The organism is Allobosea sp. FW305-C-101, from assembly GCF_058783685.1.
This window is the reverse complement of the sequence record NZ_JBYSYT010000005.1, coordinates 41,638-67,451: the sequence shown is the minus strand read 5'-3', so window position 1 is coordinate 67,451 and position 25,814 is coordinate 41,638. Positions and strand designations below refer to the sequence as shown.

The window sequence follows — 25,814 nt, the reverse complement described above, 5'->3', positions numbered from 1 at the left end:
ACGGAAAAGCGATGCAGAGATGCCCGGGTCAAGCCCGGGCATGACGTTTCAGATAGCGGGTACCGCTCGCCGCGCCAATGCCGCCGCATCGACCGCTGGCGGCAGGTCGCCGAACTGCCCCGACCAGCCATCACCAAGCCGCGTGGCAATGAACGCATCTGCCACGACGTTCGGCGCGAAGCGCAGCAGCAGCGAGCCCTGCAGCAGCAGCGCCAGCCGTTCCGTCAATCGCCTTGCCTGCCCCTCGTTGCGCATCAGTTCCGGCAACTCCGCCTCCAGCCGCTTCAGCGCCGCATCGTAGCGCCGGTCCGCGCCCGCAGCCGCCATCAGCTCAGCCCGCAGCACCTCGACCGCCCCCTCCTCGCGCGCCAGCGAACGCAGTACATCGAGGCAGATGACGTTGCCCGAGCCTTCCCAGATCGCGTTGAGCGGCGCCTCCCTGTAGAGCCGCGCGATCGGATTCTCCTCGATGAAGCCGTTGCCGCCATGGCATTCCAGCGCCTCGGTGACCACGGCCGGCGCCCGCCGCGTGATCCAGTATTTCGCGATCGGCGCCCCGACCCGCGCCAGCAGTCGCTCGCTTTCCGACGCCTCCTGCCGGTCGAGCGCCGAGAAGAGCCGGAAAGCGAGCCAGGCCGCCGCCTCCGCCTCGATCGCAAGATCGGCCAACACGTTCTGCATGATCGGCTGGTCGATCAGCGCCTTCTGGAAGGCACGGCGATGCTGGGCATGATGCGCCGCGAGCGAAACCGCCATCCGCATCAGCCCGGACGACGCAGCCGCGATATCGAGCCGCGAGTTATGGTTCATCGACAGGCCCGTGCGGATGCCCCGGCCCGGCTCGCCGATGAGATGGCCGATGGCCCCCCTGAACTCGACCTCGGAAGAGGCATTCGAGCGATTGCCGACCTTGTCCTTGAGGCGTTGGATCGCGACACCGTTGCGCGAACCATCCGGCAGCCAGCCCGGCACGACGAAGCAGGAAATGCCCTCACCTGTCCGCGCCAGCGTCAGGAAAACGTCGGAATGCGGCACCGAAAAGAACCATTTCCGGCCATGCAGCGAGAAGGTGCCGTCGCGATTATCCTCGGCCACCGTCTGGGTCTGACGCAGGTCGGAGCCGCCTTGCGTCTCCGTCATCGCCGTTCCGACGGTCGCCCCGGTCTTGAGATGCGCCGGCCCCTGTCGCCGATCGTAGCGATTTGAGGTGACGAGAGAGCCCCACTGCTCCCAAAGCAGAGGGTCCTGCTTCAGCACCGGCGCGGCGGCATAAGTCATGCTGATCGGACAGCAGATGCCGCTCTCGGCGCCATACCAGAGATATTGCAAGGCGGCGCGGGCGACCTGCGCACCGGGGTCCGGCCGGTTCCAGGCGAGCGCATGCGTCTCCTGTCCGATGGCGAGCCCCATCAGTTCATGCCAGGCCGGATGGAAGGTGATCTCGTCGATACGGTTGCCGAAGCGGTCGAAGGCCTTGAGTTCAGGCGTATAGCGATTGGCGAGATAAGCCAGCTCCTGCACCCGCGCCGAACCGACCGTCCGCCCTGCCTCATGCAGCCGTTCGCGCGCCCAATCGGCCCCGAAGGCCGAGACGATGCCGGGCAGCACTGGATCGGTGGCGAAGGCATCGTACGCCGCCAGCACCGGCACCTGATTGGTGACCTGCTCGCCGTGCGATCGCTGCGCCATGGCCTTCTCCTCCAGCTCTGCGAACAATCCTGCCGTTAACCACCAGACTATGCCGCCCTCAGCCGTTTGCGAATCCGCCCGATTGCTGCCCCGGTTCCCACCGCACATCGTCCCGCGCACCACGATCGGCGCGCGACGACGGAGACCCAACGTGCGACGCCCCCTCCCGAATATGTTGCTGATCGCCCTCATCGCCGGCTTCGGCGTCTCCGCCGCTTCGACGGCCGCCCGATCTCAACCGGCCCTGAAAGTGCAGCCGGGCGAAGGCCGCCCCTACGAGATCGCCGACAGCGAAGTCTGGGACGTGCCCGATCCGGTCTCGCGCCGCGGCTATCAGGTCTTCGTCGCCTTGCCGCCCTCCTATGCGAAGGAGCCGCAGCGACGTTACCCGGTGCTCTACGTTACGGACGCCGATTATGCCTTCCCGATCCTCCGCCAGATCAGCCGCCGCCTGAACCTTGAAGGACCCAAGGTGGAGGAATTCATCCTGGTCGGGCTGTCCTATGCCAAGGGCGAGGATGGCGCTGTCAGCCGCCGGCGCGACTACACGCCGACGCCGAATGGACCAAGCACTGCGTCGGCCGGCGCGGTCCATGGCCAGGGGCCGGCGTACCAAACCTATCTGCGCGATCAGGTGAAGCCGTTCATCGCCGCCCGCTATCGGACCGATCCCGCCAGAGCGCTCTTTCTGGGCCACTCCTACGGCTCGCTGCTGGGCGCGCAGATCCTGTTCACCGAGCCCGGCCTGTTCAGCGGCTATATCCTCGGCAGCCCCTCGCTCTGGTACGACAAGCGCCATGCTCTGGGACTGGAAGCGCGCTATGCCGCCGGGAACAGCGACCTGCCGGCCAAGGTCTATCTCTATGTCGGCGCCTATGAGGCACAACGCAAAGGCGACCGGCGCTACAGCCAGACGGTCGACATGGTCGCCGACAACCGGGCGCTGGAGGCGGCGTTGCGCAGCCGGAAGTATCCAAATCTGACTCTGAAGTCGGTCGTCTTCGACGATGAGGATCACCTCACCGTCGCACCGCGCGGCTTCACGCAGGGCCTGAAATACCTGCTGCCAGCGCGCTGACCGGCGAACAGGGGCATGCTGCCACCTCCCTGTGGAACGGGATATAAAATGATCGCTCCGGCAGGGCGCAATCCTGACAGCGACGCCCTATATTCGCCGGAGAACGAATCACGCACGAGCAGCGCACACCCTTGTCCGACGCAGACCCCTTTTCCGCTCCCCCGCCCCGCCCCGGCGGCCTCGCCGCGCGCGCTGCCGCGCAGCCGGCGGCCGGCTATCTCGCGGGTCTGAACCCGGAGCAGCGCCAGGCGGTCGAGGCGACGGACGGCCCGGTTCTGGTGCTCGCCGGCGCCGGCACCGGCAAGACCCGCGTACTCACCACCCGCATCGGCCACCTGATCTCGACCAGCCGCGCCTACCCGTCCCAAATCCTCGCCGTGACCTTCACCAACAAGGCGGCGCGCGAGATGAAGGAGCGCGTCGCCCATCTCGTGGGCCCGGTCGCCGAGGGCATGCCCTGGCTCGGCACCTTCCACTCGATTTCGGCCAAGCTCCTGCGCCGCCATGCCGAATTGCTCGACCTGCGCAGCGATTTCACCATCCTCGACACCGACGATCAGATCCGCCTGATGAAGCAGGTCATCCAGGCGGAAGGCATCGACGAGAAGCGCTGGCCCGGCCGCATGCTGGCGGGCTTCATCGACAGCTGGAAGAACCGTGGCCTCGCGCCCAAGGACGTTCCCGCCGGCGAGGCGACCGTCTTCGCCAATGGCAAGGGCGGCAAGCTCTACGCTGCCTATCAGGAGCGTTTGACCGCGCTGAACGCCGTCGATTTCGGCGACCTGCTGCTGCATTGCCTGACGCTGTTCCGCGACTATCCGGACGTGCTCCAGACCTATCACGACCGCTTCCGGTACATCCTCGTCGACGAGTACCAGGACACCAACACAGCGCAGTATCTCTGGCTGCGCCTGCTGGCCCAGGGCCGCCGCAACATCTGCTGCGTCGGCGACGACGACCAGTCGATCTATGGCTGGCGCGGCGCCGAGGTCGACAACATCCTGCGCTTCGAGCACGATTTTCCGGGCGCGACCGTGATCCGGCTGGAGCGCAACTACCGCTCGACCGGCCATATCCTCGCCACCGCCTCCAAGCTCATCGCCCGCAACGAGGGCCGCCTCGGCAAGACGCTGCGCACCGAGGATGCGCTTGGCGAGAAGGTCACCATCACCGGCGCCTGGGACAGCCAGGAGGAGGCCCGCCTGATCTCCGACGAGATCGAGGCGATGCAGTCGAAAAAGCATAACCTCGCCGAGGTCGCGGTGCTCGTGCGCATCTCCGCCCAGATGCGCGAGATCGAGGAGCGCTTCGTCCAGGCGGGCGTGCCCTATCGCGTCATCGGCGGCCCGCGCTTCTATGAGCGCGCCGAAATCCGCGATGCGCTGGCCTATCTGCGCTGCGTGGTGTCGCCGACCGACGATCTCGCCTTCGAGCGCATCGTCAACGTGCCCAAGCGTGGCCTGGGCGATGCGACGGTCCAGCTCCTGCACAACCATGCCCGCGCCACCGGCTTCTCGCTGATGCAATCGGCCCGCGCCGCCGTCGAGAGCGACGAGTTGAAGCCCAAGGCCCGCACGTCCCTGCGCGAGCTGGTCGATGCCTTCGGCCGCTGGTCCGCCCGCGCCGAGCATATGCCGCAGGGCGAGCTCGCCGAGCTGGTGCTGGAAGAATCCGGCTATACCGAGATGTGGAAGAAGGACCGCTCGGCCGATGCCGCCGGACGCCTGGAAAACCTCAAGGAACTCGTCCGCTCGCTCGACGAGTTCCCCGACCTGCCGGCCTTCCTCGAACACGTCTCGCTGGTTATGGATGTCGGAGACGGCGAAGCCGAGGCGCGGGTCTCGATCATGACGCTGCACGCCGCCAAGGGTCTGGAATTCGACACGGTCTTCCTGCCCGGCTGGGAGGAAGGCCTGTTCCCCAACCAGCGCGCGCTCGACGAGAGCGGCCGCGCCGGGCTGGAGGAGGAGCGCCGCCTCGCCCATGTCGGCCTCACCCGAGCCCGCAAGAAGCTCAAGCTCTATTTCGCCTCGAACCGGCGCATCCACGGCCTTTGGCAGACCAGTCTGCCCTCCCGCTTCATCGACGAACTGCCGGAGGAACATGTCGAGGTCGAGCAGGCCCCGACCAGCTATTCGCAGGGTGGCTACGGCGCCTCGCGCTTCGACCGGATGGAAAGCTTCGGCTCGACCTACAACACGCCGGGCTGGCAGCGCGCGCAGGAGAACCGGGCGAAGAACGGCGGCGGCAGCGGCTTCTCCGAAAGCGGCCGCGGTTTCGGCCAAGGCGGTTTCGGAAGCAGCTCGCGCCAGCGCGGTCCGCTGCTGATCGAGGGCGAGCTGACGGCGAAATCCTCGGGCGAATCCGCCTATGGCGAGGGCGCCCGCGTCTTCCACGTCAAGTTCGGCCCCGGATCGGTCGCCAGCGTCGACGGCAACAAACTGACGGTGGATTTCGACAAGGCTGGACGGAAGATGGTGCTGGATAGTTTCGTGCAGAAGGCGGGGTAACCCAGCTAGCTCAGATATGAGTATGAATCTCGATCCATGTGAAAGTTCACATCAAATATGATGAAGCGCGGCTCAGATATGAGACATTTCACACTCACATCTGACAACTTGCATCATTTCTGATGAAAACTATCATATGGAGTTCGCAAGCAAGTTTCGGCATGATTTCGACGCACAGAATAGGCGAGCGGAACCATGCTCAACAACAGCGCCGACATCATTCGCCGCCTCGAACGCGAGGGCTGGGAATGCGTGCGCATCACCGGCTCGCACCATGTCTTCAAAAAGCCCGGCGTCCGTGACACTATCGTGGTGCCGCATCCGAAGAAGAGTTTCGGACCCGGCCTCGTATTGAAGATCTACAAGCAGGCAGGCTGGCCGCGCGACTGACATGACCTATTACGTCGCCATCATCGAGGATGCAGGCCCCGACCATGCCGTCGGCGTCTGGTTTCCCGATCTGCCCGGCTGCTTTGCGGCCGGCGATACGCTGGACGAAGCCTTGCTCAACGCTCCCGAGGCGGTTGCGCTCTGGATCGAAGCCCAAGGCGGCACGGCACCACACGCCCGCACGCCCAGCGAACTGCGCAGCGATCCCGAGACCTCAGCGGACATGGCCGCACATGCCATCGCCCTGATCCCCGCGCCCGGCCTATCGTTACAGCCGGCGGCGGAGTAGAAGCGGCTCATTCTTGCCGCCGCTCCAGCAATACGACCGACCATGCCTCCCGAGATCACCCTCACCGACGCCGAAGACGACGCTTTCCGCAAGCTGCTCGGCGAAGGCCTGAAAGACTATAACGACGCCGCGATCGGCCGGCACGATCGCCAGGAATTGCAGATCCGCATCAGCGATCCCGAGACGGGCCAGCCGATCGGCGGCCTCGCGGGCCGCACCTCGCTCGGCCTGCTCTTCATCGACACCGTCTACCTGCCGAAGAGCCTGCGCGGCACCGGCATCGGCAGCCGCATCCTCGCCATGGCCGAGGAGGAAGGGCGCCGGCGCGGCTGCAGCAAGGCCGTGCTCTTCACCATCAGCTTCCAGGCGCCCGAGTTCTACAAGAAGCTCGGCTGGCAGGTTTTCGGCGAGATCGCGCCGAAGCCGCCCGGCGCGACCCGGATCTACCTGACCAAAGACCTCTGAGCGCTCAGGCGCCGTCCAACCGGCGTGGGGTCAAAAAGGTGACATGACGATGCAGGCAGGGAGTCTCGCAGGTCGGCGGGCCGTGATCACCGGCGCCGGACGCGGGCTGGGCGCGGCACTTGCCATTGCGCTGGCCGAGGCCGGAAGCAGCGTTGTGCTCTGCGGCCGCAATCAGGCCGGGCTGTCGGATACTGCGACAGCCATTCGCGAACGAACAGGTAGCGAGCCTCACCGCGTCGCGCTCGATCTCGCCGATGCCGCCAACGTCGAAGCTGCCGGCCGAAAGCTCGCCGACAGCGAGGATATCGACATCCTCATCAACAATGGCGCGATGTGGCTGGAGGGGCGCGAGACAGCCTATTCCGCCGAGGAAGTACTCGGCGTCGTCAACGCTGCGGTTTCCGGCACCTTCCTGCTGACACAGGCGCTGCTGCCGGCGCTGCGGCGTTCGAGCTGTCCAGACATCGTCACCATCGGTTCGATCAGCGGTCTGCCCAATGCGGCGCTGCAGAGCGTCTCCGTTCCCTTCTACGCCGCCAAGCACGCGCAAGCTGCGCTCGCCGACGGCTTTCGCCAGATGCTCGCGGGATCGCCGATCCGCTCGATCACGGTGCATCCGCCTTATCTCGACGACATGCTGCCGGGCGACGCCGAGTGGCAGGCGAGCGCACAGCGCACCAAGGGCAGCCGCGGCAGCAATCGCGATGTCGTCGAAGCGGTCATCTTCGCCTTGACGCGGCCGCGCCATCTGACCTTGGCGATCACTCTCGATGCCGATGACGGCGGGCAGTTTCCGCAGACGCCCCGTGGCTGAGCGCAACCGTCGAGCCGCTACCGCTCTTCCCGCTCGCGAAAGGCCTTCCGCGCCGCCGAAACCTCGCCGTAATAGGTCTCGGCCCAGGTCCAGACCCCGCAGAAGGCGGCGCTGAGTTCGCGCCCCAGTTCGGTCAGCGTGTAATCGACATGCGGCGGGATCACCGGATGGACGGTGCGGGTAACCAGCCCGTCGCGCTCCATCTCGCGCAGCGTCTTGGTCAACATCTTCTGGCTGATGCCGCCGACGATCCGGCCGACCTCGGTGAAGCGCAGCGTGCCATGCTCCTCCAGCGCCTCCAGCACCAGCATCGTCCATTTGTCCGCGATCTGCGCGATGACCTGCCGCACCAGCGACTCCACCGCCGGGCTGACCGGCGGGATCGCCTCGCTGCGCTGATGCATCGCCGCCATGGCGGTTCGGATCGCCTGCATTCGACACTCTCCTTTTGGTGCGTATGGCACTTCTGAGCGCCTTCTTTCCATTGAAGAGTATGGGCGCCATCTCGTCTTGTGCAACCACGAGAGGGCCTTGCCATGAAGATATCCGGAAACACCATCCTCATCACCGGCGGCGGCTCGGGCATCGGCCGGGCGCTCGCCGAGGCGCTGCACGCCAAGGGCAACAAGGTGATCATCGCCGGGCGCCGCGAAGCCGTGCTCGACGCGGTCACCGCCAACAATCCCGGCATGGAATCGATGCTGCTCGACATCCAGGACGAGGCCGATATCGCCGCCTTCGCCCGGCAGGCCGTCGCGCGCTTCCCGAGCCTGAATGCCGTCATCAACAACGCCGGCATCATGAAGCCGGAGAACCTGCCCGCCGCCGACAATCTCGCCATCGCCGAGGAGACGATCGCGACCAACCTGCTCGGCCCGATCCGCCTGACCACCGCGCTGCTGCCGCATCTCCTGCAGCAGCCGCGCGCCACGGTCCTGACCGTCTCCTCAGGCCTCGCCTTCGTGCCGCTGGCGGCGACCCCGACCTATAGCGCGACCAAGGCCGCGATCCATTCCTGGTCGATCGGCCTGCGGGAGCAGCTCAGGAACACGTCCGTCGAGGTCATCGAGATCGCCCCGCCCTATGTGCAGACCGAACTGCTCGGCCCGCATCAGGCGGTCGATCCGGCCGCGATGCCGCTCGCCGATTTCACCAACGAGGTGATGACGATCCTCGAAACCCAGCCCGAGGCTGCCGAGATCATCGTCGAGCGCTGCAAGCCGCTGCGCTTCGCCGAGGCGACCGGCAGCTTTGCGCAGGTTTTTGCCGGGCTTAACGCACAGCACGGCTGACCAAGGAGAGCGCTACTCCGCCCGATGGCAGCAGACGCAGACCTTGTTGCCATCGGGATCGCGGAAATAGGCCCCGTAATAATGCGCGTGATAATGCGGCCGCAGGCCAGGCGGCCCTTCGCAGCTCCCACCATGGGCCAGCGCGATCGCGTGACAGCTGTCGACGGTCGCACGGCTTTCGGCCAGGAAGGCCACCATCTGGCCGTTCCCAGGCGCAGCGGCCTGCCCATCGAAAGGGCGGGTCAGGAACAGCAGGGGCCGGTCGGAATCCGCCGGCTGCCAGGCGGCAGCGGCGGCTTCCGGGTCACGGAAGCGCAGCCTCAGCCCCAATGCGCCGCAGAGCGCGCCATAGAACGCCTCTGCTCGCTCGAAGGCGTTCGTTCCGACACTGACATGGGAGAACATGCGGGGCCTCCTCCTTCCAGCTTTGGCAGCTTGGGAATGCCTCGCAGCCTACCGCAAGGCGCACCGCCCGGAAGCGCAGCGATCGCATGACAACCCCGCCGCACGCTGCTAAGGCCAGCGCATGCGTGAAGGCCTCCTGCCAGCGACGGTCGCGACCGTCCTCGAACTCTCCACCTCGGGCGAACAGGCCCGGGCCCTCACCGAATTGCTGGGCGAGATCTTCGATCCCACCGAGACGGCGATCTCCGCCTTCGAGGTCGCGGACGGGATCACCACGCTCTCGATGAACATCCCGTGGAAGGTCGAGATCTATTTCGCCAACCCGCCCGACGAGGAAGCGGTGCGCGACCTGCTGCGCCCCATCGTCGGCGAACTCGTCGACAACACGCCCTTCACCACGGTGAACACCAAGGATTGGGTCGCCAACAGCCTGGACGGGCTGAAGCCCGTCCGCGCCGGCCGCGTCCTCGTTCATGGCGCGCATGACCGGCACGTGGTCCGCACCAACGATGTCGCCATCGAGATCGAGGCTGCGCTCGCCTTCGGCACCGGCCATCACGGGACGACCGCCGGCTGCCTGCTGGCGCTCGACGCCGAGCTAAAGAAGCGCCGGCCCCGCCATGGCATCGATATCGGCACCGGCACCGGCATTTTGGGGCTGGCGCTCGCCAAGCAGATCAAGCGCAAGGTCGTCGCCGGCGATATCGACGCGGTTGCGGTCGAGGTCTCCGCCCATAACGCCCGGCTCAACCATGCGCCGCACGCACTCGATCTCTATGTCGCGCCCGGCCTGCGCCATGCCAAGGCCTGGCGTCCCGGCCATTTCGACTTCGTCTTCGCCAATATCCTGGCCGGCCCGCTGAAGCGGCTCGCGCCGTCGATCGCCCGCGTGCTCTCGTCGAACGGCACGCTGATCCTGTCCGGCCTGCTCGCGATGGATGTCGCCGGTGTGGTCTCGGCCTACCGGCACCAGGGCGTCTATCTCGCGAGCCATTCGCTGCGCGAAGGCTGGGCGACGCTGGTCATGAAAAAAGGCGGCGCAGCCCCGAGGCCGCGCCGCCTTGCCTGACCTCCGGCGCTTCCGGGGAAGCGCGAGATCGTTACTCGGTCGGCTCAGAAGCCGATATAGCCGTACTTCTTCTCGGCATCGGCCTGCAGGCTGCGGGCATCGTGCCAGACCGCCGCGGTGAACTTCGCGGCGTCAGCGATCTGTTCGAAGATGTGCTTGATGATGGCGATCATGATGATGGTCCTCAAGAGTTGTCAGCTGCGCGGTTCCAGGCCGCGGCGGCGTGAATTCAGCGGTTGAAAGGCAGCGAGACGTCGCTCGACAGCGTCGCGGACGGGAAGCCGCCCAACACGAGCTCTGCCTCGTTGACGAGGAGGTTGCGGGCGCGCAGTTCGCGGGCTGCGGAACGCGCACGGCTCACGACGAGCGCGGCATAGAAGCGCTGCATCAGGCCTGGCTTGCTGGCGCGGGTTTCGCCATGGGTCCGGCCCGGTACGGGCAGCAGGTCGGCATTATCCAACACATAGGTCATGGGTCTATCTCCGAAAAACGAAGGACAGTCCCGGTCGCTTCCTCGTTCTCTTATGCGACTAAGGTGGGGTCATTTCGCACTTGCGAGAAGATATGTTCGCATATGCAAGATATGCAAAAAACGCATGCAATCCGTCCATATCCGTTAATGTTTGCGTAGATTGCATAACCAGACAGCACAATGCGATCTCGGCAGGCAGCGCCGTCCCACGGAACGGGCAGCGCCCCGCCGACGCATTTGCGCTGGCGCTTTCGCGGACGCGAGGCGACGATGGCCCGACCTAAGCCGGACCCTGCCATGACCGATTCGACCCTGCCGACCTGCCGTTTCCAGTCCTTCTCCGAGCCGAGCGACCCCAAGCTAGTTGCCGGCCGCGTCGCCGCCCTGCGCAAGGCGCTCGCCGCGCAAGGGCTCGACGGCTTCGTCATCCCCCGCGCCGACGAGCATCAGGGCGAGTACGTCCCGGCCCATATGGCCCGGCTCGCTTGGCTGACCGGCTTCACCGGCTCGGCCGGCAACGCCGTGGTGCTGGCCGACAAGGCCGCGCTGATCGTCGACGGCCGCTATACCATCCAGTCGGCCGAGCAGACCGACACCACGGTCGTGACGCCCGTGCGCATGGAAGAGACGCCGCTGGAACGCTGGGTCGAGCAGAACCTGCCGGTTGGCGGCAAGCTCGGCTACGATCCCTGGCTGCATACGGTCGATGGTCTCGCCCGCCTCGAAAAGGCTGCGGCCGCGGCCGGCGGCAGCCTCATTGCCGTCAAGGCCAACCCGATCGACGCGCTCTGGAGCGACCGCCCGGCGCCGCCGACGGCGCCGGTCAAGGCACACCCGGCCGCCTTCGCCGGCGAGGACAGCGTCTCGAAGCTCGCGCGGATCCAGAAGGCGCTGACAGAGGCCAAGGTCGACGCGCTCGTCGTCTCCGATCCGCATGCGCTCGCCTGGATCTTCAACATCCGCGGCGGCGATGTCGAGCACACGCCTCTACCACTCGGCTATTCGATCGTCCCGCGCGAGGGCCGGCCGACCGTCTTCCTCGCACCGGAGAAGATCACCAACGAGGCGGGCGACGCGATCGGCGCGGTCGGCGAGATCGCTCCACCGGCCGAGCTCGACAAGCAGATCGCGAAGCTCGGCGCAGCCAAGGCCAAGGTCAGGCTCGATGCCACGACCGCGGCCTCCGCGCTCGCGACCCTGATCCGCGAGGCCGGCGGCACGCCCGATGCTGGCACCGACCCGATTGCGCTGATGAAGGCGCGCAAGAATGCGGCCGAGCTGGATGGCGCGCGCAACGCCCATCTGCGCGACGGCGCCGTCATGGTGCGCTACCTGTCCTGGCTGGCGCGCGAGGCGCCGAAGGGCGGTCTGACCGAGATCGACGCGGTGGCCGCACTCGAGGCCGAGCGGCTCAAGACCGGCCTGCTCAAGGACGTCTCCTTCACCACCATCGCCGGCGCCGGCCCCAATGCGGCGCTGCCGCATTACCGCGTCAGCGAAGCCACCAACCGCAAGCTGGAGCCCGGCATCTTCCTGGTCGATTCAGGCGGCCAGTACGAGGACGGCACCACCGACATCACCCGCACCATGGTCGTCGGCACACCGACGGCCGAGATGCGCGACCGCTATACCCGCGTGCTCAAGGGCCATCTCGCGATCTCGCGGCTGGTCTTCGTCAAGGGCACCTCGGGTGCCCAGCTCGATGCCTTCGCCCGCCTGCCGCTCTGGCAGGGCGGCTTCGATTTCGATCACGGCACCGGCCATGGCGTCGGCAGCTATCTCTCGGTGCATGAAGGACCGCAGCGCCTCTCCAAGCTTGGCACCACGCCGCTGGAGCCGGGCATGATCCTCTCCAACGAGCCCGGCTACTACAAGCAGGGCGAATACGGCATCCGCATCGAGAACCTGATCGTCGTCGAGGAGCGGGACATTCCGGGCGCCGACCGGACGATCTACGGCTTCGAGACGATCACCTGGTGCCCCTATGAGCGCGCCCTGATCGAGAAGGACATGCTCGATGCCGGCGAAATCGCCTGGATCGACGCCTATCACGCCAAGGTCTGGGACAAGCTCTCGCCTCAGGTCGAGGGCGAGGCGAAGGCGTGGCTGGAAGCGGCTTGTCGGCCGTTGTGATCGGCATCGTGGGGCCGCCTTCCCTTCTCCCCTTGCGGGAGAAGGTGGCTCGGCGAAGCCGAGACGGATGAGGGGTCGCGCGACCTCTGCCGTCATTGCGAGCGTAGCGAAGCAATCCAGGAGGACGTAGAGCTCTCCCGCCCCTGGATGGCTTCGTCGCTTTGCTCCTCGCAATGACGGCAGAGGTCGCGCGACCCCTCATCCGCCTGCCGGCACCTTCTCCCACAAGGGGAGAAGGGCGATGCTCACATCACCATCCTGAACCCGACCACCGCGATAACCCCGACCGCGACCACACCCAGCAAGGGCAATCGCGTCGCCGCAAGCGCCGTCACCGCCGCGGCGGCGGTCTCCGCCCAGCCGGTCGCGAGCGCGCTCGGCGCGATCACCGCGATCAATACGGCTGGCGGAATCGCGTCGAAGGCGGCCTGCGCCCGTGGCGAGAGGCTGAGACGGCCAGCGAGAGCCAGCCCGGCAACGCGCGTGAAATAGGTCACGATCGCCATACCGAGGAAGGCGAGGAGATTGATCGGATCGACGCTCACGCCTTGGCCTCCTCGGTGACCGGCTGCTCTTCGCCACCGGCGGCAAGCCATGCCGCCAGCAATCCGCAGAGCGCTCCCGCCGCGACATGCCAGGGCGGCCCGACGAGCCGATAGGTCACGGCCGAGGCGATGCCGGCTGCCGCGACCGTCCAGAACGTCACCCGGCCCTTCCAGAAGGCGGCGACGAGCGCGATGAACAGCGCCGTGAAGGCGAAATCGGCACCGAGCCGCTTGGGATCGCCGAGCACTGCGCCGATCATCGCGCCGAGCGTCGAGTTGATCAGCCAGCCCGAAACGAAGGGAATGACCATCGCGAACCAGTAGGCCGGCGTCAGGCGATGCGTGCGGGCGCGCTTCTCGGCCAGGGCCCAGTTCTCGTCGGCCATGTAGTAGAGGCCGAGGAATTTCTGCCAGCGGCTGAAGCCCTGGAGCTTGGGCGCCAGCGAAGCACCCATCAGCACATGGCGCGCGTTGATCAGCAGCGTCGAGAACACCAGCGCGGCGACCGGCGCCGGGCTCGCCCAGAGCTCGATCGCGGCGAACTGCGCCCCGCCGGCGAAGACCATGATGCTCATCAGGAAGACTTCGAAGGGCGAGAGCCCCTTGCTGGCGGCGACCGCCCCAAAAAGCAAACCGATCGGTGCCGCGGCCACGGCAGCCGGCCAGATATCGTTCAGGCCGCGCTTGATGTCGTCACGCATCGTAGACATGGAATCTTGGTTCTCTTGAAGCTTATTGTTCAGCCGGCATGCGCCGCGCGAAAGGCGCCGGGCGTCACCCCAAGCCGCGCCTTGAAGGCCCGCGTTAGATGCGGCTGGTCGCAGAAACCCGTCGCCGCGGCCACATCGCCCAGGCTCTCGCCGCGCCGCAATCGCTCGCGCGCCCGCCGGACGCGGATATCGATGAGATAGGCATGGGGCGTCAGCCCGGTCTCGCGCCGGAACGCCCGGATCAGATGATGCCGGGGCAAACCGGCAAGCGCGGCAAGATCGGCCAGCGACAGGTCTTCCTCGTAGCGTGCCTCGATCGCCCTGCGCGTGCGCGCGACCGGCCCATCCTCGCGCCCGACCGCCTGCACGGTCAGATCGGCATGGCGCGCCAGCATATGGGCATAGGCGCGTAGCAGCGCTTCCTCTCCGGCCAGCGCGTCGGTGCCTTCTTCCAGCAGACGATGCGCGGCGCTGAACAGCGCGGCACCAGCCAGGTCCTGCACCACGGGATCGCGGAAGAACGGCGTGCCGACAGCCTCATTTCCCGTCAGCGAAGCCGCGATCTCCTGCATCAGTTCGACGGAGGGGTAGCTCATCCGGTAGCGATAGCCGCCCTCGCTTGGCGCTCCGTCATGGACGTCGAGCGGGTGGTTCATCACGATATCGCCGGGGCCGGCGCGGAGCTTCTGCCCGCGCGCATGCCAGATCTCGCAGCCCATCTCGATCGTGCCGATCGCATAGGTGTCATGGGCATGCGGGGCATAGGCATGGGTGCGGAAGGTCGCGGCGAGGAATTCGAGTCCGTCGAAGCGGCGCGCGGCGAACAGATGCGCGCTCTCCCCCGCCCTGAGCGGGGTCTCCAGCAAGGCCTGTTCCTGCGAGATCGACTGCATGCCCAAAGATAGCGCAGAAGCCCGCCAACCTGTCTTGAAGAAAAGTGATCGGGCGCATCACGCGCCCGATCGGTTCAGCCATCTGATCATGAGGCCTCAGAGGGCGTGCGCGGCAGCGCCTGCTCCCACCCGTTCGGGGCTCTTGGAGCCCAGCAGCAGCACGCCCAGTCCGCCAACCAGCGTAGCGACAGTCGCATAGGCGATCACGCCGAGCGTCCCGAAGCCATCGACCAGCAGGCCGCCGAAGATGGCACCGCTCGCAATCGCGATCTGGAAGGCGGCAACGATCAGCCCGCCGGCCGATTCGGCCTCCTCTTCCGGCGCGACCCGCACCAGCCAGGTCTGGAAGCCCACCGGGAGCGCGCCGAAGGCGAAGCCCCAGAGCCCGACCGCGATGGCCGAGGCGAGCGGCGACGCGCCGACGAAGAGCAGGCTCACGCCCACCAGCGCGATCAGGAAGGCGCCGAAGATCACCGAGGCCTTGGCGCTGCGTGCCGTGATCGCCCCACCGGCGAAATTGCCGAAGAAGCCGCCGACGCCATAGGCCAGCAGGACGAGCGAGATCGCCTCGACCGAGAGCTTGGGGATCTGCTCCAGGAACGGGCGAACATAGGTGAAGCCTGCGAAATGCCCGGAGATCACCACGACGATGCCGGCAAGCACGAGCGCGATGCTGGGCTGGCCGAGCAGGCGGAACAGCGTGCGGATATCGGGCGAGCCGCGCGCCGGCAAACGCGGCAGCACCGCGATCTGGACGACGAGCGTGGCGACGCCGACCAGCGCCGAGAGCCAGAACACGAAGCGCCAGCCCATCACGTTGCCGAGATAGGCACCGATCGGCGCGGCGCTGACGGTGGCGAGGGAGACGCCGGCGAAGATCAGCGACATCGCCTTGGGCAAGGCGCTGGGCGGCACGAGCCGCATCGCGGTCGCCGCGACCATCGACCAGAAGGCGCCGAGCCCGATGCCGAGCAGGACGCGGGCGAAGAGCAGCGTCGTCAGGTTGGTTGCGACAGCCGCGATGATGCTGGAGACGATCAGCAGGCCGGTCAGCGACCAGATCACGATGCGCCGGTCGATGCCGCGGGTGACGATGGCGGCGGCCAGACCAGCGATAGCTCCGACCACGGCGGTCGCGGTCACCGCCTGTCCGGCGGCGCCGACGGAGACGCCGACATCGGCCGCCATCGGGGTCAGCAGGCTCGCCGGCAGGAACTCGGCCGTGACAAGGCCGAAGACGCCGAAGGTCAGAGATGTGACGGCGGCCCAGGCCGGCTTGTCGCGGGCCTCCTCGGCTGTATCGTCGAATTCGATTGCAGTGGCAGACAGGGAATCTGACATGGGGTTCTCCATGAGGTTGCCGGAAGATGGGCGTGGCCTCATGGAGTTTCCATGCTATATCATCCGCATCTCATGACTGTTCGTCCAGGATTGCCATGACCGCTTCCGCCGACCACCTGACCGAGATGCTGCGGGGCCTGCGGCTCGACGGCGTCGATTACAGCCGCTGCCAACTGGCCGCGCCCTGGGGCATCGTCTATCCGCCGACCCATCAGGCCTATTTCCATTTCATCTCGCGCGGCAGCTGCTGGCTGAAGACGCCGGCCGGCGAATGGCTGGAGCTCGCGGATGGCGATGCCGTGCTGCTGCCGCGTGGCGGCGGCCATGTCCTGGCAAGCTCGCCCAAGGCCCTCGCCTCCCCGCCCTGCGAGTGCCGGGTCCGCGAGTCCTATGGCAATATCTTCGATGTCGAGGGCGGCGGCACGGGCGAGCATATGCTGCTCTTCACCGGGCGCATGACCTTCAATGTCGATCTCGACCACCCGCTGCTGCGTCTGATGCCCGACCTGATGCGGATGAGCGATTTCATCGCTGACGAGCCGGCGCTCCCTCATCTGCTGGAGGCGATGGGCCGCGAGGTCATGCTGGACCGCGTCGGGGCCGGCGGCATCCTCGCCCGCCTCGCCGATGTGCTGGCGGCCGCGATCATCCGCGCTTGGGTCGAGCGCGGCTGCGGCGCCGCCAAGGGCTGGGTCGCGGCCGCGCGCTGCCCGACGATCGGCAAGGTGCTGGCGGCGATCCACGCCCATCCCGAGACCGACTGGACGGTCGAGAGCCTGGCCGAGCTGATGGGTGCCTCACGCTCCGGCTTCGCCGAGCGCTTTGCCGAGGTCGTCGGCGAGACGCCCGCCCGCTATGTCGCGCAGGTGCGGATGCATCAGGCGCGGCAATGGCTCGCCCGCGACAAGTTGCGGATCGCGGTGGTGGCCCAGCGCCTCGGTTACGAGTCGGAAGCCTCGTTCAGCCGTGCCTTCAAGCGGATAACCGGGGTTGCGCCGAGCCAGGTACGGATAGCGGGTGAAGCGGCGCCCGCCGCGATGTTCACTCCGGCGGTTGAGGCGGCGGAGTAGGCAACGTCTCATGCGTCTTGGTCGGGCTTGACCCGACCATCTCAGGACGAGAAGGCGCCCTCTGGTCATGAGATTCTCGGGTCTGCGCTTCGCTCCGCCCGAGAATGACGAGCCTGTTCAGCCGCCCACCAGCTCAAACCACCCCGCCTCGTCGATCACCTCGACCCCGTGCTTGGCGGCATCCTTGAGCTTCGATCCCGCACCCGGTCCGGCGACGAGCAGGTCGGTCTTCGACGACACCGAGCCTGCGACCTTGGCGCCGAGCCGCTCGGCCATCGCCTTGGCCTCGTCGCGAGTCATCCGCTCCAGCGCGCCGGTAAAGACCACGATCTTGCCGGCCACGGGGCTGGCCGAGGCCACCGCCTCCAAAGGCTGCGGCGAGACCTGCGCCAGCAGACGGTCGAGCAGCTCCTCGTTATGCGGCTCGCCGAAGAATTCGATCAGCGCCTCGACCACGGTTGGGCCGACGCCGTCGATGGCGTCGAGTTCCTGTCGCTCGGGCGATGCCTCATCGGCCGCGGCGATGCCTGCCGCTCGCAGCGCCTCTAAGGAGCCGTAATGCCGCGCCAGCAAGCGCGCCGTCGTCTCGCCGATATGGCGGATGCCGAGCCCGAAGATGAAGCGGTTGAGCGGCGGCGTGCGCCGGTCCTCGATCGCATCGAACAGCTTGGCGACGCTCTGGGCGCCGAAGCCCTCCTTGGCCTTGAGCTTCTTCAGAGGATTGGCCGCGTCGCGCGCGGCGAGCGTGAAGATATCGGCGGGCTCCCTGACGGGCAGTTCGGGATCGCCGTGGAAGAACTCGATCTGCTTGTCGCCGAGCCCGTCGATATCCATCGCGTCGCGCGAGACGAAATGCTTGAGCCGCTCGACCGCCTGCGCCGGGCAGATCAGGCCGCCCGTGCAGCGACGGATCGCGTCTTCCTTGCCGCTGCGCGGGTTGAGCTCGCGCGTCGCATGGCTGCCGCAGGCCGGACAGAGCGTCGGGAACTCGTAGGGCTTCGAATCTGCCGGGCGCTTGGCGAGATCGACCGCCTCGACGCGCGGGATCACATCGCCCGCTCGCTTCACCGTCACCGTGTCGCCGATCCGGATATCGGTGCCATCGCGGATCGGCAGGCCCTTGGAATCGAAGCCGCGAATGTAGTCCTCGTTATGCAGCGTCGCATTGGTCACGACGACGCCGCCGACCGTCACCGGCTTCAGGCGCGCCACCGGCGAGAGCGCACCGGTGCGGCCGACCTGGATATCGATCGCCTCCAGCACGGTGGTCGCCAGCTCGGCCGGGAATTTATGCGCGATCGCCCAGCGCGGCGCCCGCGAGACGAAGCCGAGCCGCGCCTGCAGCGCTAGCTCGTCGACCTTGTAGACCACGCCGTCGATATCGTAGCCGAGCGTGGCGCGCTGGCTCTCGATCAGGCGATACTGCGCGATCAGCTCCGCTACGCTTTCGCAGCGCTTCATCAGCGGGTTGGTGCGGAAGCCCCATCGCCGGAACGCTTCGACAACGCCGAACTGCGTCGGAGCAGGCAGCACCGGCATCTCGCCCCAGGCATAGGCGAAGAAGCGCAGCGGCCGCGCGGCGGTGACGCTGACATCGAGCTGCCGCAGCGAGCCTGCCGCCGCATTGCGCGGATTGGCGAATTCGGGCAGCGCCTTCTCGCGCTGGCGCTCGTTGATCCCGGCAAAATCGGCATGGCCGAGATAGACCTCGCCGCGCACCTCGGCGATATCAGGCACATCCGGCCCGGCAAGCGTCCCGGGGATTTCCGAGATGGTGCGGGCGTTGAGGGTAACGTCCTCGCCCTCCTCGCCATCGCCACGCGTCGCGGCCGCGACCAGCTCGCCCTTCTCGTAGCGCAGTGAGAGCGAAAGCCCGTCGATCTTGGGCTCGGCGGTGAAGGCGATGCCGTCTTCCTCCTTGCGGCCGAGGAAGCGGTAGACGCGTCCAACGAACTCGGCGACGGCTTCATCCGAGAAAGCATTGTCGAGCGAGAGCATCGGCACGCGATGGCGGATCTTGGCGAACTTGCCCGACGGCTTGGCGCCGACCTTGCCGCTGACGCCCTCGGCCTCCTTCAGCGCCGGAAAGGCCTCCTCCAGCGCGACGAGCCGGCGACGCTTCGCGTCATAGGCGGCATCATCCATGATCGGCTGGTCGTCCTGGAAATAGGCGTCGTTGGCGGCCTGCACTGCGGCCGCGAGCAGCTTGTGCTCGGCTTTCGCCTTGCGTGGCGTCAGCTCCGCGATCGGCGTTTCGGAGGAGGTGGAATCTGCGGCGTCGCTCATGGCAAACCATTAGGCGAGATGATCGTGACGAGGAAGGGCAGGAACCGACACCTCGTGCCGCTCCAACCCACCCTCAACCCTCATCCTGAGGAGCCGCGCAAGCGGCGTCTGGAAGGATGTTCCGGGAGTCTCCGGTGATAGCTGAAACATCCTTCGAGACGCAGCATTCGGCTGCTCCTCAGGATGAGGGCTATGATCCTCGAGCGGCTCACATCCGCGCGAAAGCCTGCGACAAACCGGGCGTTCGCGCGTATAATTCCAGCGCTGGGAATTGGAAGCTCGACGCCGCAGGCCGTTGACGCCAAGGTTCACGTCGACAGCCATATGGCGAACCGGGCCGGAACCGGGAGACACGCCATGGCCAATCTCGACGGCACAGTTCATGACATTGTTTCGCTCTCGCAGCCGCGCATCAGGACCATCACGACACGGGACCTGACCGAGGCGCTGCTGCGCGGCTGGGAGGATTTCAAGGCGCAGCCGAGCCACCTCGTCTTCGTCGCCCTGATCTATCCCGTCGTCGGCATTCTGCTGGCGCAGCTCACCGTGAGCTACAACATCTTCCCCCTGCTCTTCCCGCTGTTGTCGGGCTTCGCGCTGCTCGGCCCCTTCGCCGCGATCGGGCTCTACGAGATCAGCCGCCGCCGCGAGAAGGGCATGGATTCATCCTGGGTCCATGCCTTCGAAGTGCTGCGCTCGCCCTCGATCGGGCAGATCGCCCTGCTCGGCGCGATGTTGACCGGGATTTTCCTCGCCTGGCTCTTCAGCGCCTGGTTCCTCTATCGCGGCCTGCTCGGCCTGCCCGCCGATGTCTCGACCGCCGATTTCCTGCGCACCGTCTTCACCACCGCGGATGGCTGGATCATGATGGTGATCGGCAATTCGATCGGCCTGCTCCTGGCGATCCTCGCCTTCTCGATCTCGGTCGTGTCCTTCCCGCTGATCATCGACCGGCATGTCGATGCGCCCACAGCGATCCGCACCTCGATCGCTGCCGTCGAAGCCAATCCGCGCGTGATGATGTATTGGGGCCTGATGGTGACCGGGCTTCTGGTGCTCGGCTGCCTGCCGATGCTGGTCGGCCTGATCGTGGTCATGCCGGTGCTCGGCCACGCCACTTGGCATCTCTACCGCAAGGTCATGGGCTGAGGTCCGCAAGCGCCAAGGGGAACCTTTGGCGCCTAAAACGGGTTCACCCCCTGCCAAATCGAGCCGGAAGGCTCCATTCCGTCAGGGGGTTTTTCATGAACAACATCATTTATCTCGTCGGCCTCGTCGTGGTCGTGCTCGCCATCCTCTCCTTCCTCGGCCTGCGCTGAGGAGGGTGGTGGAAAGCGCTCACCCAACGGGCGGCGACGCGAAGCGCACCGATCTTCAAAGAACTAGCGCCGTCATCCCGGGCTTGCCCCGGGATGACGGCGCTTTTGTGTAAAGGCTGAAGCTCAGCCGCGAGGGCCGCCGCGGGGCTTGCCCTTGCCGAAAGGCTTGGGACCGCCCGGACGCCCACCCTCGGGCTTGCCGGCGAAAGGCTTGCCCTTCCCCTCATACGGCTTCTTGAAGCCACCACCCGGCTTGCCATCGTCACGGCGCGGCGGGCGCGCGTCGTCGCGCGGAGGCCTGCTGTCGGCGCGATACGGCTTGCGCTCGTCGCTCCGCGGCGCGCGTTGATTCGCGTCCCGGGGCTCGAAACGCGGCCGCTGCGGCCTGTCGTCGGCAGCAGGCTCATCGCCCCAGCTCTTCCGCGGCGCGGCCGGACGCTCGGCCTTGTCCCCGAAGGCCTTGGCCGGGCGACGCTCGGCCTCGGTCGTCGGCTCGATCACGATCTTGTCGCGATCCGGAATGCGCACCGACTCGTAGAAGCGATCCGCCACATCGGCATCGATCTCGACCTTGGTCTCGCGGTCGAAGATGCGGATCGCGCCGACCTCGTCGCGCGTGATCCGGCCACGGCGGCACAGCATCGGCAGGAGCTGGCGCGGATCGGCGCCCTGCTTGCGGCCGATATCGAGCCGGAACCAGACAGTATCGCCGCGCGGGCCGGCCGGCTTGCGCGCGCGCTCGCCATCCTCACCCTCGTCACGGCCGAACGGGCGGCGCTTGGCGGCATAATCCTCGTTCGTGCGGACCGGGCGGCGCTCGTCGCGGCCGAAACCGGGATCGCCGACCTCTTCCGCCGCCGGCAGGCGGGTACGGTAGAGCCGGACCAGCGCGGCGGCGATGTCGCGCGCCTCGCGGCCCGCCATCAGCGCGTCGATCATGCCGGCATCGTCCTCGGAGCCGTCGCCATTCAGCAGCGGATCGGAGAGCAGGCGCTCCTGGTCGAGAACGCGGATCTCTTCATCCGTCGGCGGGCCGATCCACTCGGCCTCGACCTTGCCTTCCATCAGCAGGCGCTCGGCCTTGCGGCGGCGCGACTGCGGCACCAGCAGAACGCTCGTGCCCTTGTTGCCGGCGCGGCCCGTGCGGCCAGAGCGATGCTGCATCACCTCGGAATCGTTCGGCAGCTCGGCATGGATGACGAGGTCGAGCCCCGGCAAATCGATGCCGCGTGCCGCGACATCGGTTGCGACGCAGACCCGTGCACGGCCGTCACGCAGCGCCTGGAGCGCGGCGTTGCGCTCGTTCTGGCCAAGTTCGCCGGACAGTGCGACCGAAGTGAAGCCGCGCTCCAGCAGGATCGCCTCGAGATGGCGCACGGCGTTGCGGGTGTTGCAGAAGACCAGCGCCACCGGCGCGTTATGGAAGCGCAGCAGGTTGACGACCGCGAGCTCGGCTTCCTTCGGGAAGACGCGCACGGCCTTGTAGGCGATATCGGCATGGCCGCGCCGGGTCGCTTCCACCTCGATGCGCAGCGCATCGCGCTGGTAGCTCTGGGCGAGCTGGACGATCGCCTTCGGGAAGGTCGCCGAGAACAGCAGGCTGCGCCGCTCTGCCGGTGTCGTCTTCAGGATGTATTCGAGATCGTCCCGGAAGCCGAGATCGAGCATCTCGTCAGCCTCGTCGAGCACGACGGCCTTCAGCGCGGAGACGTCGAGGCGGCGGCGCTCGATGTGGTCGCGCAGGCGGCCGGGCGTGCCGACCACGATATGCGCGCCCTCGTCGAGCAGCATCGCCTCGCGGCGCGGATCCATGCCGCCGACGCAGGAGATCACCCGCGCGCCGGTCTGGGCATAGAGCCAGGCGAGCTCGCGCTGCACCTGCAAGGCGAGTTCGCGCGTCGGCGCGATGATCAGGGCCAGAGGCTCGGCGGCGGGGCCGAGCTTCTCGGCCGTGCCCAGCAAGGTCTCGCCGATGGCGAGGCCGTAGGCGATGGTCTTGCCGGAGCCGGTCTGCGAGGAGACCAGCAGGTCGCGCCCGCGGGCAGCATCTTCGATGACGGCACTCTGCACCGGCGTCGGGTCGGAGTAATTGCGATCGGCGAGCGCGCGCGCGAGCGGCGGGCTCGTGAGAGAAAAGGACATACGATAAAGGCCTAAGGGTTGCGGCGCCGACGAAGGAACGGCGCGAAAGCGTGACGATGGGTTCAGGCGGCACTAGAGCATCGGACCGAAAGGCGGAATGCGCTTCTCGGCAAATCCGATGCCAAAACAAAGAATTAGATCGCCCCCCGTCATCCCGAAGGACATATGGCGATCTAACGGGCATGCTGCACCATCGGATGACAGCGGCTCATAAAGCAAAGTGACACAAAAGGAAATGCGGCATTCCCGCGCCCCGCGCAGGGCTGAGCCGGGCCGGACGCGCCTTGCCGGCCCGGCGTCCCCGCCACTAGCTTCCGGCCTCATCGACGATGCGTGATGCCGAAGCGGAGAACACCAATGGTCCAGCAACCCCGCCGCATCGGCGCCTATGAGGTCCAGATCCTGCATGACGGCGTCTTCGAAGCGCCGCTCGATGTCCTCATCCATGCCGATGGCGAGGCCGCCCGCGACGAGGCGGTCGCGCGCTGGGGCAAGCCGAAGGTCAGCATCACCGTGAACTGCTTCGCGCTGAAGGGCCCGGGTGGCATCGCGCTGATCGATACCGGCACCGGCCCGTCCTGGGGCGAAGCGATGGGCCATGCGCCGAGCGCCATGGCCGATGCGGGCATCGCGCCCGAGGACGTCGCCCGCATCCTGATCACGCATCTCCACGGCGACCACGCGCTCGGCCTGTTCGACGGCGACAAGGCACGTTTCCCGAACGCCGAGATCATCGTGCCCGAAGCCGATTTCGGCTTCTACGGCGACGAGGCCAATCGCGCACGGACGCCGGAGAAGAAGCAAGGCGCCTTCGCAATCACAGCCACATTGAAGAAGAACTATGCCGGCCGCATCCGCGCTGTCCCGGCTGGCGAGGCCCATCCGGGCATCAGCTTGATCCCCCTGCCCGGCCACACCCACGGCCATAGCGGCTACCTGATCGAGGGCGACGGCGAGAGCCTGCTGCTCTGGGGTGATGCTCTGCACCTCTCCGATCTCCAGGCCTCGGACCCGGATATCGGCTTCGTCTACGATTTCGACGCCGCGACCGCGCTGGCCTCCCGCCGCGGCATCCTGGAGCGCGCCGCGCATGAGAACTGGCTCGTGTCCGGCGGACATGTCGAAGGGTTCAGGCGGGTGATCAAGAAGGGCGCCGGCTACGAACTGGTCGCGGCCTGACGGCCTCAGCCCCGCAGACCCGCCGCCTGCAGCAGGCGCCCGGCCGCCGCGCGGGCTTCCTCAGTGATCGAGGCGCCGGCCAGCATCCGCGCGATCTCCTCGCGCCGCGCCTGATCCTCCAGCGCCGTGACCCGCGTCACGGTGCGCGAGGCCTCGCCCTCCCCGGCCGATTTGGCGATCAGGAAATGCTGCCCGGCCTTGGCCGCGACCTGCGGCGCATGCGTCACCGAGATCACCTGCACCCGGCCGGCTAGCCGCGCCAATCGCTCGCCGATCGCATCGGCCACGGCACCGCCCACGCCCGTGTCGATCTCGTCGAAGACCAGGGTCGGGGCGGAGCCGCGCTCGGCCAGCACGACCTTCAGCGCCAGCATGAAGCGCGAGAGCTCACCGCCGGAGGCGACCTTCATCATCGGCCCCGGCCGCGTGCCCGGGTTGGTCTCAACCCAGAACTCGACCTTGTCGAACCCCTCCGGCCCGCGCGCGTTCGCATCGCTGTCGATACGCGTGATGAAACGGGCCCGCTCCAGCTTGAGCGGCGGCAATTCGGCCTTTACCGCCGCATCGAGCCGCGCCGCCGACGCTTGCCGCGCCTGCGACAGAGCCTGGGCCAGCCCGACGAAGGCCACTTCCGCCTCGCTCAATTCCGCTTCGAGCCGTGACAGCGACGATTCGCTCTCGTCCAGCGCAGCAAGATCGCTCGCCATCGTCGCCGCCAGCACGGAGAGCCCATCGACCGGCACATCGTATTTGCGACCGGCAGCCCTGAGCGCGAACAGCCGTTCCTCAATGCGCTCCTGCTCACGCGGGTCGTATTCTGCGGCGCGCGTCGCGGCGGCGAGTGCCTCGCCGGCCTCTTCCAGCGCGACGATCGCAGTGTTGAGTGCGGCGATCGAGGGATCGACCAGTTCCGGCGCCTGGCCAGCCCGGCGCTCCAACCGGCGCAGCACGGCGGCGAGCGTCGGAATGGCAGAGGATTGGCCGCCGACCGCCTCATAGGCTTCGTTGAGATCGCGTGCGACCTTCTCAGCCTGCATCATGCCCTGGCGGGTCGCGGCAAGCGCATCCTCCTCGCCGGCCTGCGGTGCGAGCTTGCCGAGCTCTTCGACGGCATGGCGCAGGAAATCCGCTTCCTTGCGCGCCGCCTCGACCCGCAGGCGCTGCGATTGCAGGGCCTGCCGCGCCCGCTTCAATGTCTCGCTTGCACCGGCGACCGCCTCGGCCTGCGCTTCCAGCCCGCCGAAACCGTCGAGGATCGCGCGGTGCTGGGCCGGATCGGTCAGGGCGCGGTCGTCATGCTGGCCGTGGATTTCGACGATCGCGGCGCCGACCATGCGCAGAATCTGCACCGAAACCGGCTGGTCGTTGATGAAAGCGCGGGTGCGTCCGTCGGCATATTGCACGCGGCGCAGGATGAGATCGCCATCGGTATCGATCTCCTGCGCCTGCGCCAGCTTGCGGGCGGGATGGGTCAGCGGCAGGTCGAAGACGGCACTGACCTGCCCTTGAGCCTCGCCATGGCGCACGAGCGAACCGTCGCCGCGCCCGCCGAGCGCCAGCGCGAAGCCGTCGAGCAGGATCGACTTGCCCGCACCGGTCTCGCCGGTGAGCACGCTCAACCCCTCATGGAAGCCGAGATCGAGCCTGTCGATCAGGACGATGTCGCGAATCGAGAGCTGCGCCAGCATCGGCGCTCACGCCTGTCTTTGGAGACGGAAGGGTT

General features: G+C 67.1%; 24 protein-coding genes. 12 read left to right on the top strand and 12 right to left on the bottom strand.

The genetic code is table 11. The features are described from left to right. Window positions 1-48: 48 nt before the first annotated feature. Entirely contained in the window at window positions 49-1,689 is a 1,641-nt protein-coding gene (locus AC3WMA_RS20340; protein WP_492287169.1) for an acyl-CoA dehydrogenase family protein, read from the bottom strand. 151 nt (window positions 1,690-1,840) lie between these two features. Between AC3WMA_RS20340 and AC3WMA_RS20335 the strand changes: the two genes are divergently transcribed. The 6 genes from AC3WMA_RS20335 to AC3WMA_RS20310 all read left to right on the top strand — a co-directional run bounded on the left by AC3WMA_RS20335 (window position 1,841) and on the right by AC3WMA_RS20310 (window position 7,235). Next, the gene (locus tag AC3WMA_RS20335) at window positions 1,841-2,767 is read left to right on the top strand and encodes an alpha/beta hydrolase (RefSeq protein ID WP_492287168.1); all 927 of its coding nucleotides are present in this window, start codon (window positions 1,841-1,843) and stop codon (window positions 2,765-2,767) included. Window positions 2,768-2,898: 131 nt separating this feature from the next. Then, window positions 2,899-5,277: an ATP-dependent helicase gene (locus AC3WMA_RS20330; protein WP_492287167.1), complete on the top strand. Its 2,379-nt coding sequence runs from the start codon at window positions 2,899-2,901 to the stop codon at window positions 5,275-5,277. A gap of 195 nt (window positions 5,278-5,472) precedes the next feature. Continuing rightward, window positions 5,473-5,667: a type II toxin-antitoxin system HicA family toxin gene (locus AC3WMA_RS20325; RefSeq protein WP_492287166.1), complete on the top strand. Its 195-nt coding sequence runs from the start codon at window positions 5,473-5,475 to the stop codon at window positions 5,665-5,667. A 1-nt stretch (window position 5,668) separates the two neighbouring features. After that, window positions 5,669-5,956 carry a type II toxin-antitoxin system HicB family antitoxin gene (locus AC3WMA_RS20320; protein WP_492287165.1) on the top strand — a complete coding sequence of 96 codons (288 nt, stop codon included), beginning with the start codon at window positions 5,669-5,671 and terminating at the stop codon, window positions 5,954-5,956. 42 nt (window positions 5,957-5,998) lie between these two features. Next, entirely contained in the window at window positions 5,999-6,421 is a 423-nt protein-coding gene (locus tag AC3WMA_RS20315) for a GNAT family N-acetyltransferase (protein WP_492287164.1), read from the top strand. 43 nt (window positions 6,422-6,464) lie between these two features. Continuing rightward, window positions 6,465-7,235: an SDR family NAD(P)-dependent oxidoreductase gene (locus AC3WMA_RS20310; protein ID WP_492287163.1), complete on the top strand. Its 771-nt coding sequence runs from the start codon at window positions 6,465-6,467 to the stop codon at window positions 7,233-7,235. Window positions 7,236-7,252: 17 nt separating this feature from the next. On the opposite strand, the gene AC3WMA_RS20305 is transcribed toward AC3WMA_RS20310, so the two are convergent. Then, complete coding sequence (locus AC3WMA_RS20305) at window positions 7,253-7,669, bottom strand: winged helix-turn-helix transcriptional regulator (protein WP_492287162.1); 417 nt, start codon at window positions 7,667-7,669, stop codon at window positions 7,253-7,255. Between the two features lie 102 nt (window positions 7,670-7,771). Between AC3WMA_RS20305 and AC3WMA_RS20300 the strand changes: the two genes are divergently transcribed. After that, on the top strand, window positions 7,772-8,527 hold the full coding sequence (locus tag AC3WMA_RS20300; RefSeq protein WP_492287161.1) for an SDR family oxidoreductase: 756 nt from the start codon (window positions 7,772-7,774) through the stop codon (window positions 8,525-8,527). Window positions 8,528-8,539: 12 nt separating this feature from the next. Here the strand turns inward: AC3WMA_RS20300 and AC3WMA_RS20295 are convergent, their stop codons facing one another. Continuing rightward, the gene (locus AC3WMA_RS20295; RefSeq protein ID WP_492287160.1) at window positions 8,540-8,932 is read right to left on the bottom strand and encodes a VOC family protein; all 393 of its coding nucleotides are present in this window, start codon (window positions 8,930-8,932) and stop codon (window positions 8,540-8,542) included. A 121-nt stretch (window positions 8,933-9,053) separates the two neighbouring features. Here AC3WMA_RS20295 and AC3WMA_RS20290 point away from each other — a divergent pair, with 121 nt between their 5' ends. After that, entirely contained in the window at window positions 9,054-10,001 is a 948-nt protein-coding gene (locus AC3WMA_RS20290) for a 50S ribosomal protein L11 methyltransferase (protein WP_492287159.1), read from the top strand. Window positions 10,002-10,045: 44 nt separating this feature from the next. On the opposite strand, the gene AC3WMA_RS20285 is transcribed toward AC3WMA_RS20290, so the two are convergent. Together AC3WMA_RS20285 and AC3WMA_RS20280 are read right to left on the bottom strand one after the other, a co-directional pair. Then, complete coding sequence (locus AC3WMA_RS20285) at window positions 10,046-10,174, bottom strand: hypothetical protein (protein WP_377838859.1); 129 nt, start codon at window positions 10,172-10,174, stop codon at window positions 10,046-10,048. A gap of 56 nt (window positions 10,175-10,230) precedes the next feature. After that, window positions 10,231-10,473 carry a hypothetical protein gene (locus tag AC3WMA_RS20280; RefSeq protein WP_492287158.1) on the bottom strand — a complete coding sequence of 81 codons (243 nt, stop codon included), beginning with the start codon at window positions 10,471-10,473 and terminating at the stop codon, window positions 10,231-10,233. A 297-nt stretch (window positions 10,474-10,770) separates the two neighbouring features. On the opposite strand from AC3WMA_RS20280, the gene AC3WMA_RS20275 reads away from it, so the two are divergent. After that, complete coding sequence (locus tag AC3WMA_RS20275) at window positions 10,771-12,606, top strand: aminopeptidase P family protein (RefSeq protein ID WP_492287157.1); 1,836 nt, start codon at window positions 10,771-10,773, stop codon at window positions 12,604-12,606. A gap of 245 nt (window positions 12,607-12,851) precedes the next feature. On the opposite strand, the gene AC3WMA_RS20270 is transcribed toward AC3WMA_RS20275, so the two are convergent. The 4 genes from AC3WMA_RS20270 to AC3WMA_RS20255 form a co-directional block, all read right to left on the bottom strand. After that, complete coding sequence (locus AC3WMA_RS20270; RefSeq protein WP_492287156.1) at window positions 12,852-13,151, bottom strand: AzlD family protein; 300 nt, start codon at window positions 13,149-13,151, stop codon at window positions 12,852-12,854. Continuing rightward, complete coding sequence (locus AC3WMA_RS20265) at window positions 13,148-13,861, bottom strand: AzlC family ABC transporter permease (protein WP_492287155.1); 714 nt, start codon at window positions 13,859-13,861, stop codon at window positions 13,148-13,150. Before AC3WMA_RS20265 ends, AC3WMA_RS20270 begins: the two co-directional genes overlap by 4 nt. 29 nt (window positions 13,862-13,890) lie before the next feature. Next, a complete protein-coding gene (locus AC3WMA_RS20260) occupies window positions 13,891-14,754 on the bottom strand; it encodes an AraC family transcriptional regulator (RefSeq protein WP_492287154.1) in 864 nt (287 codons plus the stop codon). 96 nt (window positions 14,755-14,850) lie between these two features. Further along, window positions 14,851-16,095, bottom strand: a complete 1,245-nt coding sequence (locus AC3WMA_RS20255) for an MFS transporter (RefSeq protein ID WP_492287153.1) — start codon at window positions 16,093-16,095, stop codon at window positions 14,851-14,853. Between the two features lie 95 nt (window positions 16,096-16,190). Here AC3WMA_RS20255 and AC3WMA_RS20250 point away from each other — a divergent pair, with 95 nt between their 5' ends. Further along, window positions 16,191-17,165, top strand: a complete 975-nt coding sequence (locus AC3WMA_RS20250) for an AraC family transcriptional regulator (RefSeq protein WP_492287152.1) — start codon at window positions 16,191-16,193, stop codon at window positions 17,163-17,165. Window positions 17,166-17,282: 117 nt separating this feature from the next. On the opposite strand, the gene ligA is transcribed toward AC3WMA_RS20250, so the two are convergent. After that, window positions 17,283-19,451: an NAD-dependent DNA ligase LigA gene (ligA, locus tag AC3WMA_RS20245; protein ID WP_492287151.1), complete on the bottom strand. Its 2,169-nt coding sequence runs from the start codon at window positions 19,449-19,451 to the stop codon at window positions 17,283-17,285. Between the two features lie 357 nt (window positions 19,452-19,808). Between ligA and AC3WMA_RS20240 the strand changes: the two genes are divergently transcribed. Next, the gene (locus AC3WMA_RS20240) at window positions 19,809-20,600 is read left to right on the top strand and encodes a DUF2189 domain-containing protein (protein ID WP_492287150.1); all 792 of its coding nucleotides are present in this window, start codon (window positions 19,809-19,811) and stop codon (window positions 20,598-20,600) included. 293 nt (window positions 20,601-20,893) lie between these two features. On the opposite strand, the gene AC3WMA_RS20235 is transcribed toward AC3WMA_RS20240, so the two are convergent. Continuing rightward, a complete protein-coding gene (locus AC3WMA_RS20235; protein ID WP_492287149.1) occupies window positions 20,894-22,912 on the bottom strand; it encodes a DEAD/DEAH box helicase in 2,019 nt (672 codons plus the stop codon). Window positions 22,913-23,269: 357 nt separating this feature from the next. Between AC3WMA_RS20235 and aidB the strand changes: the two genes are divergently transcribed. After that, window positions 23,270-24,091, top strand: coding sequence for an AidB family quorum-quenching N-acyl homoserine lactonase (gene aidB / locus AC3WMA_RS20230; RefSeq protein WP_492287148.1), 822 nt, complete (start codon window positions 23,270-23,272; stop codon window positions 24,089-24,091). A 5-nt stretch (window positions 24,092-24,096) separates the two neighbouring features. Here aidB and recN read toward each other — a convergent pair whose 3' ends face one another. Next, window positions 24,097-25,779 (bottom strand): DNA repair protein RecN, encoded by a 1,683-nt coding sequence (gene recN, locus AC3WMA_RS20225; protein WP_492287147.1) that lies wholly within the window; start codon window positions 25,777-25,779, stop codon window positions 24,097-24,099. Window positions 25,780-25,814: the final 35 nt, after the last annotated feature.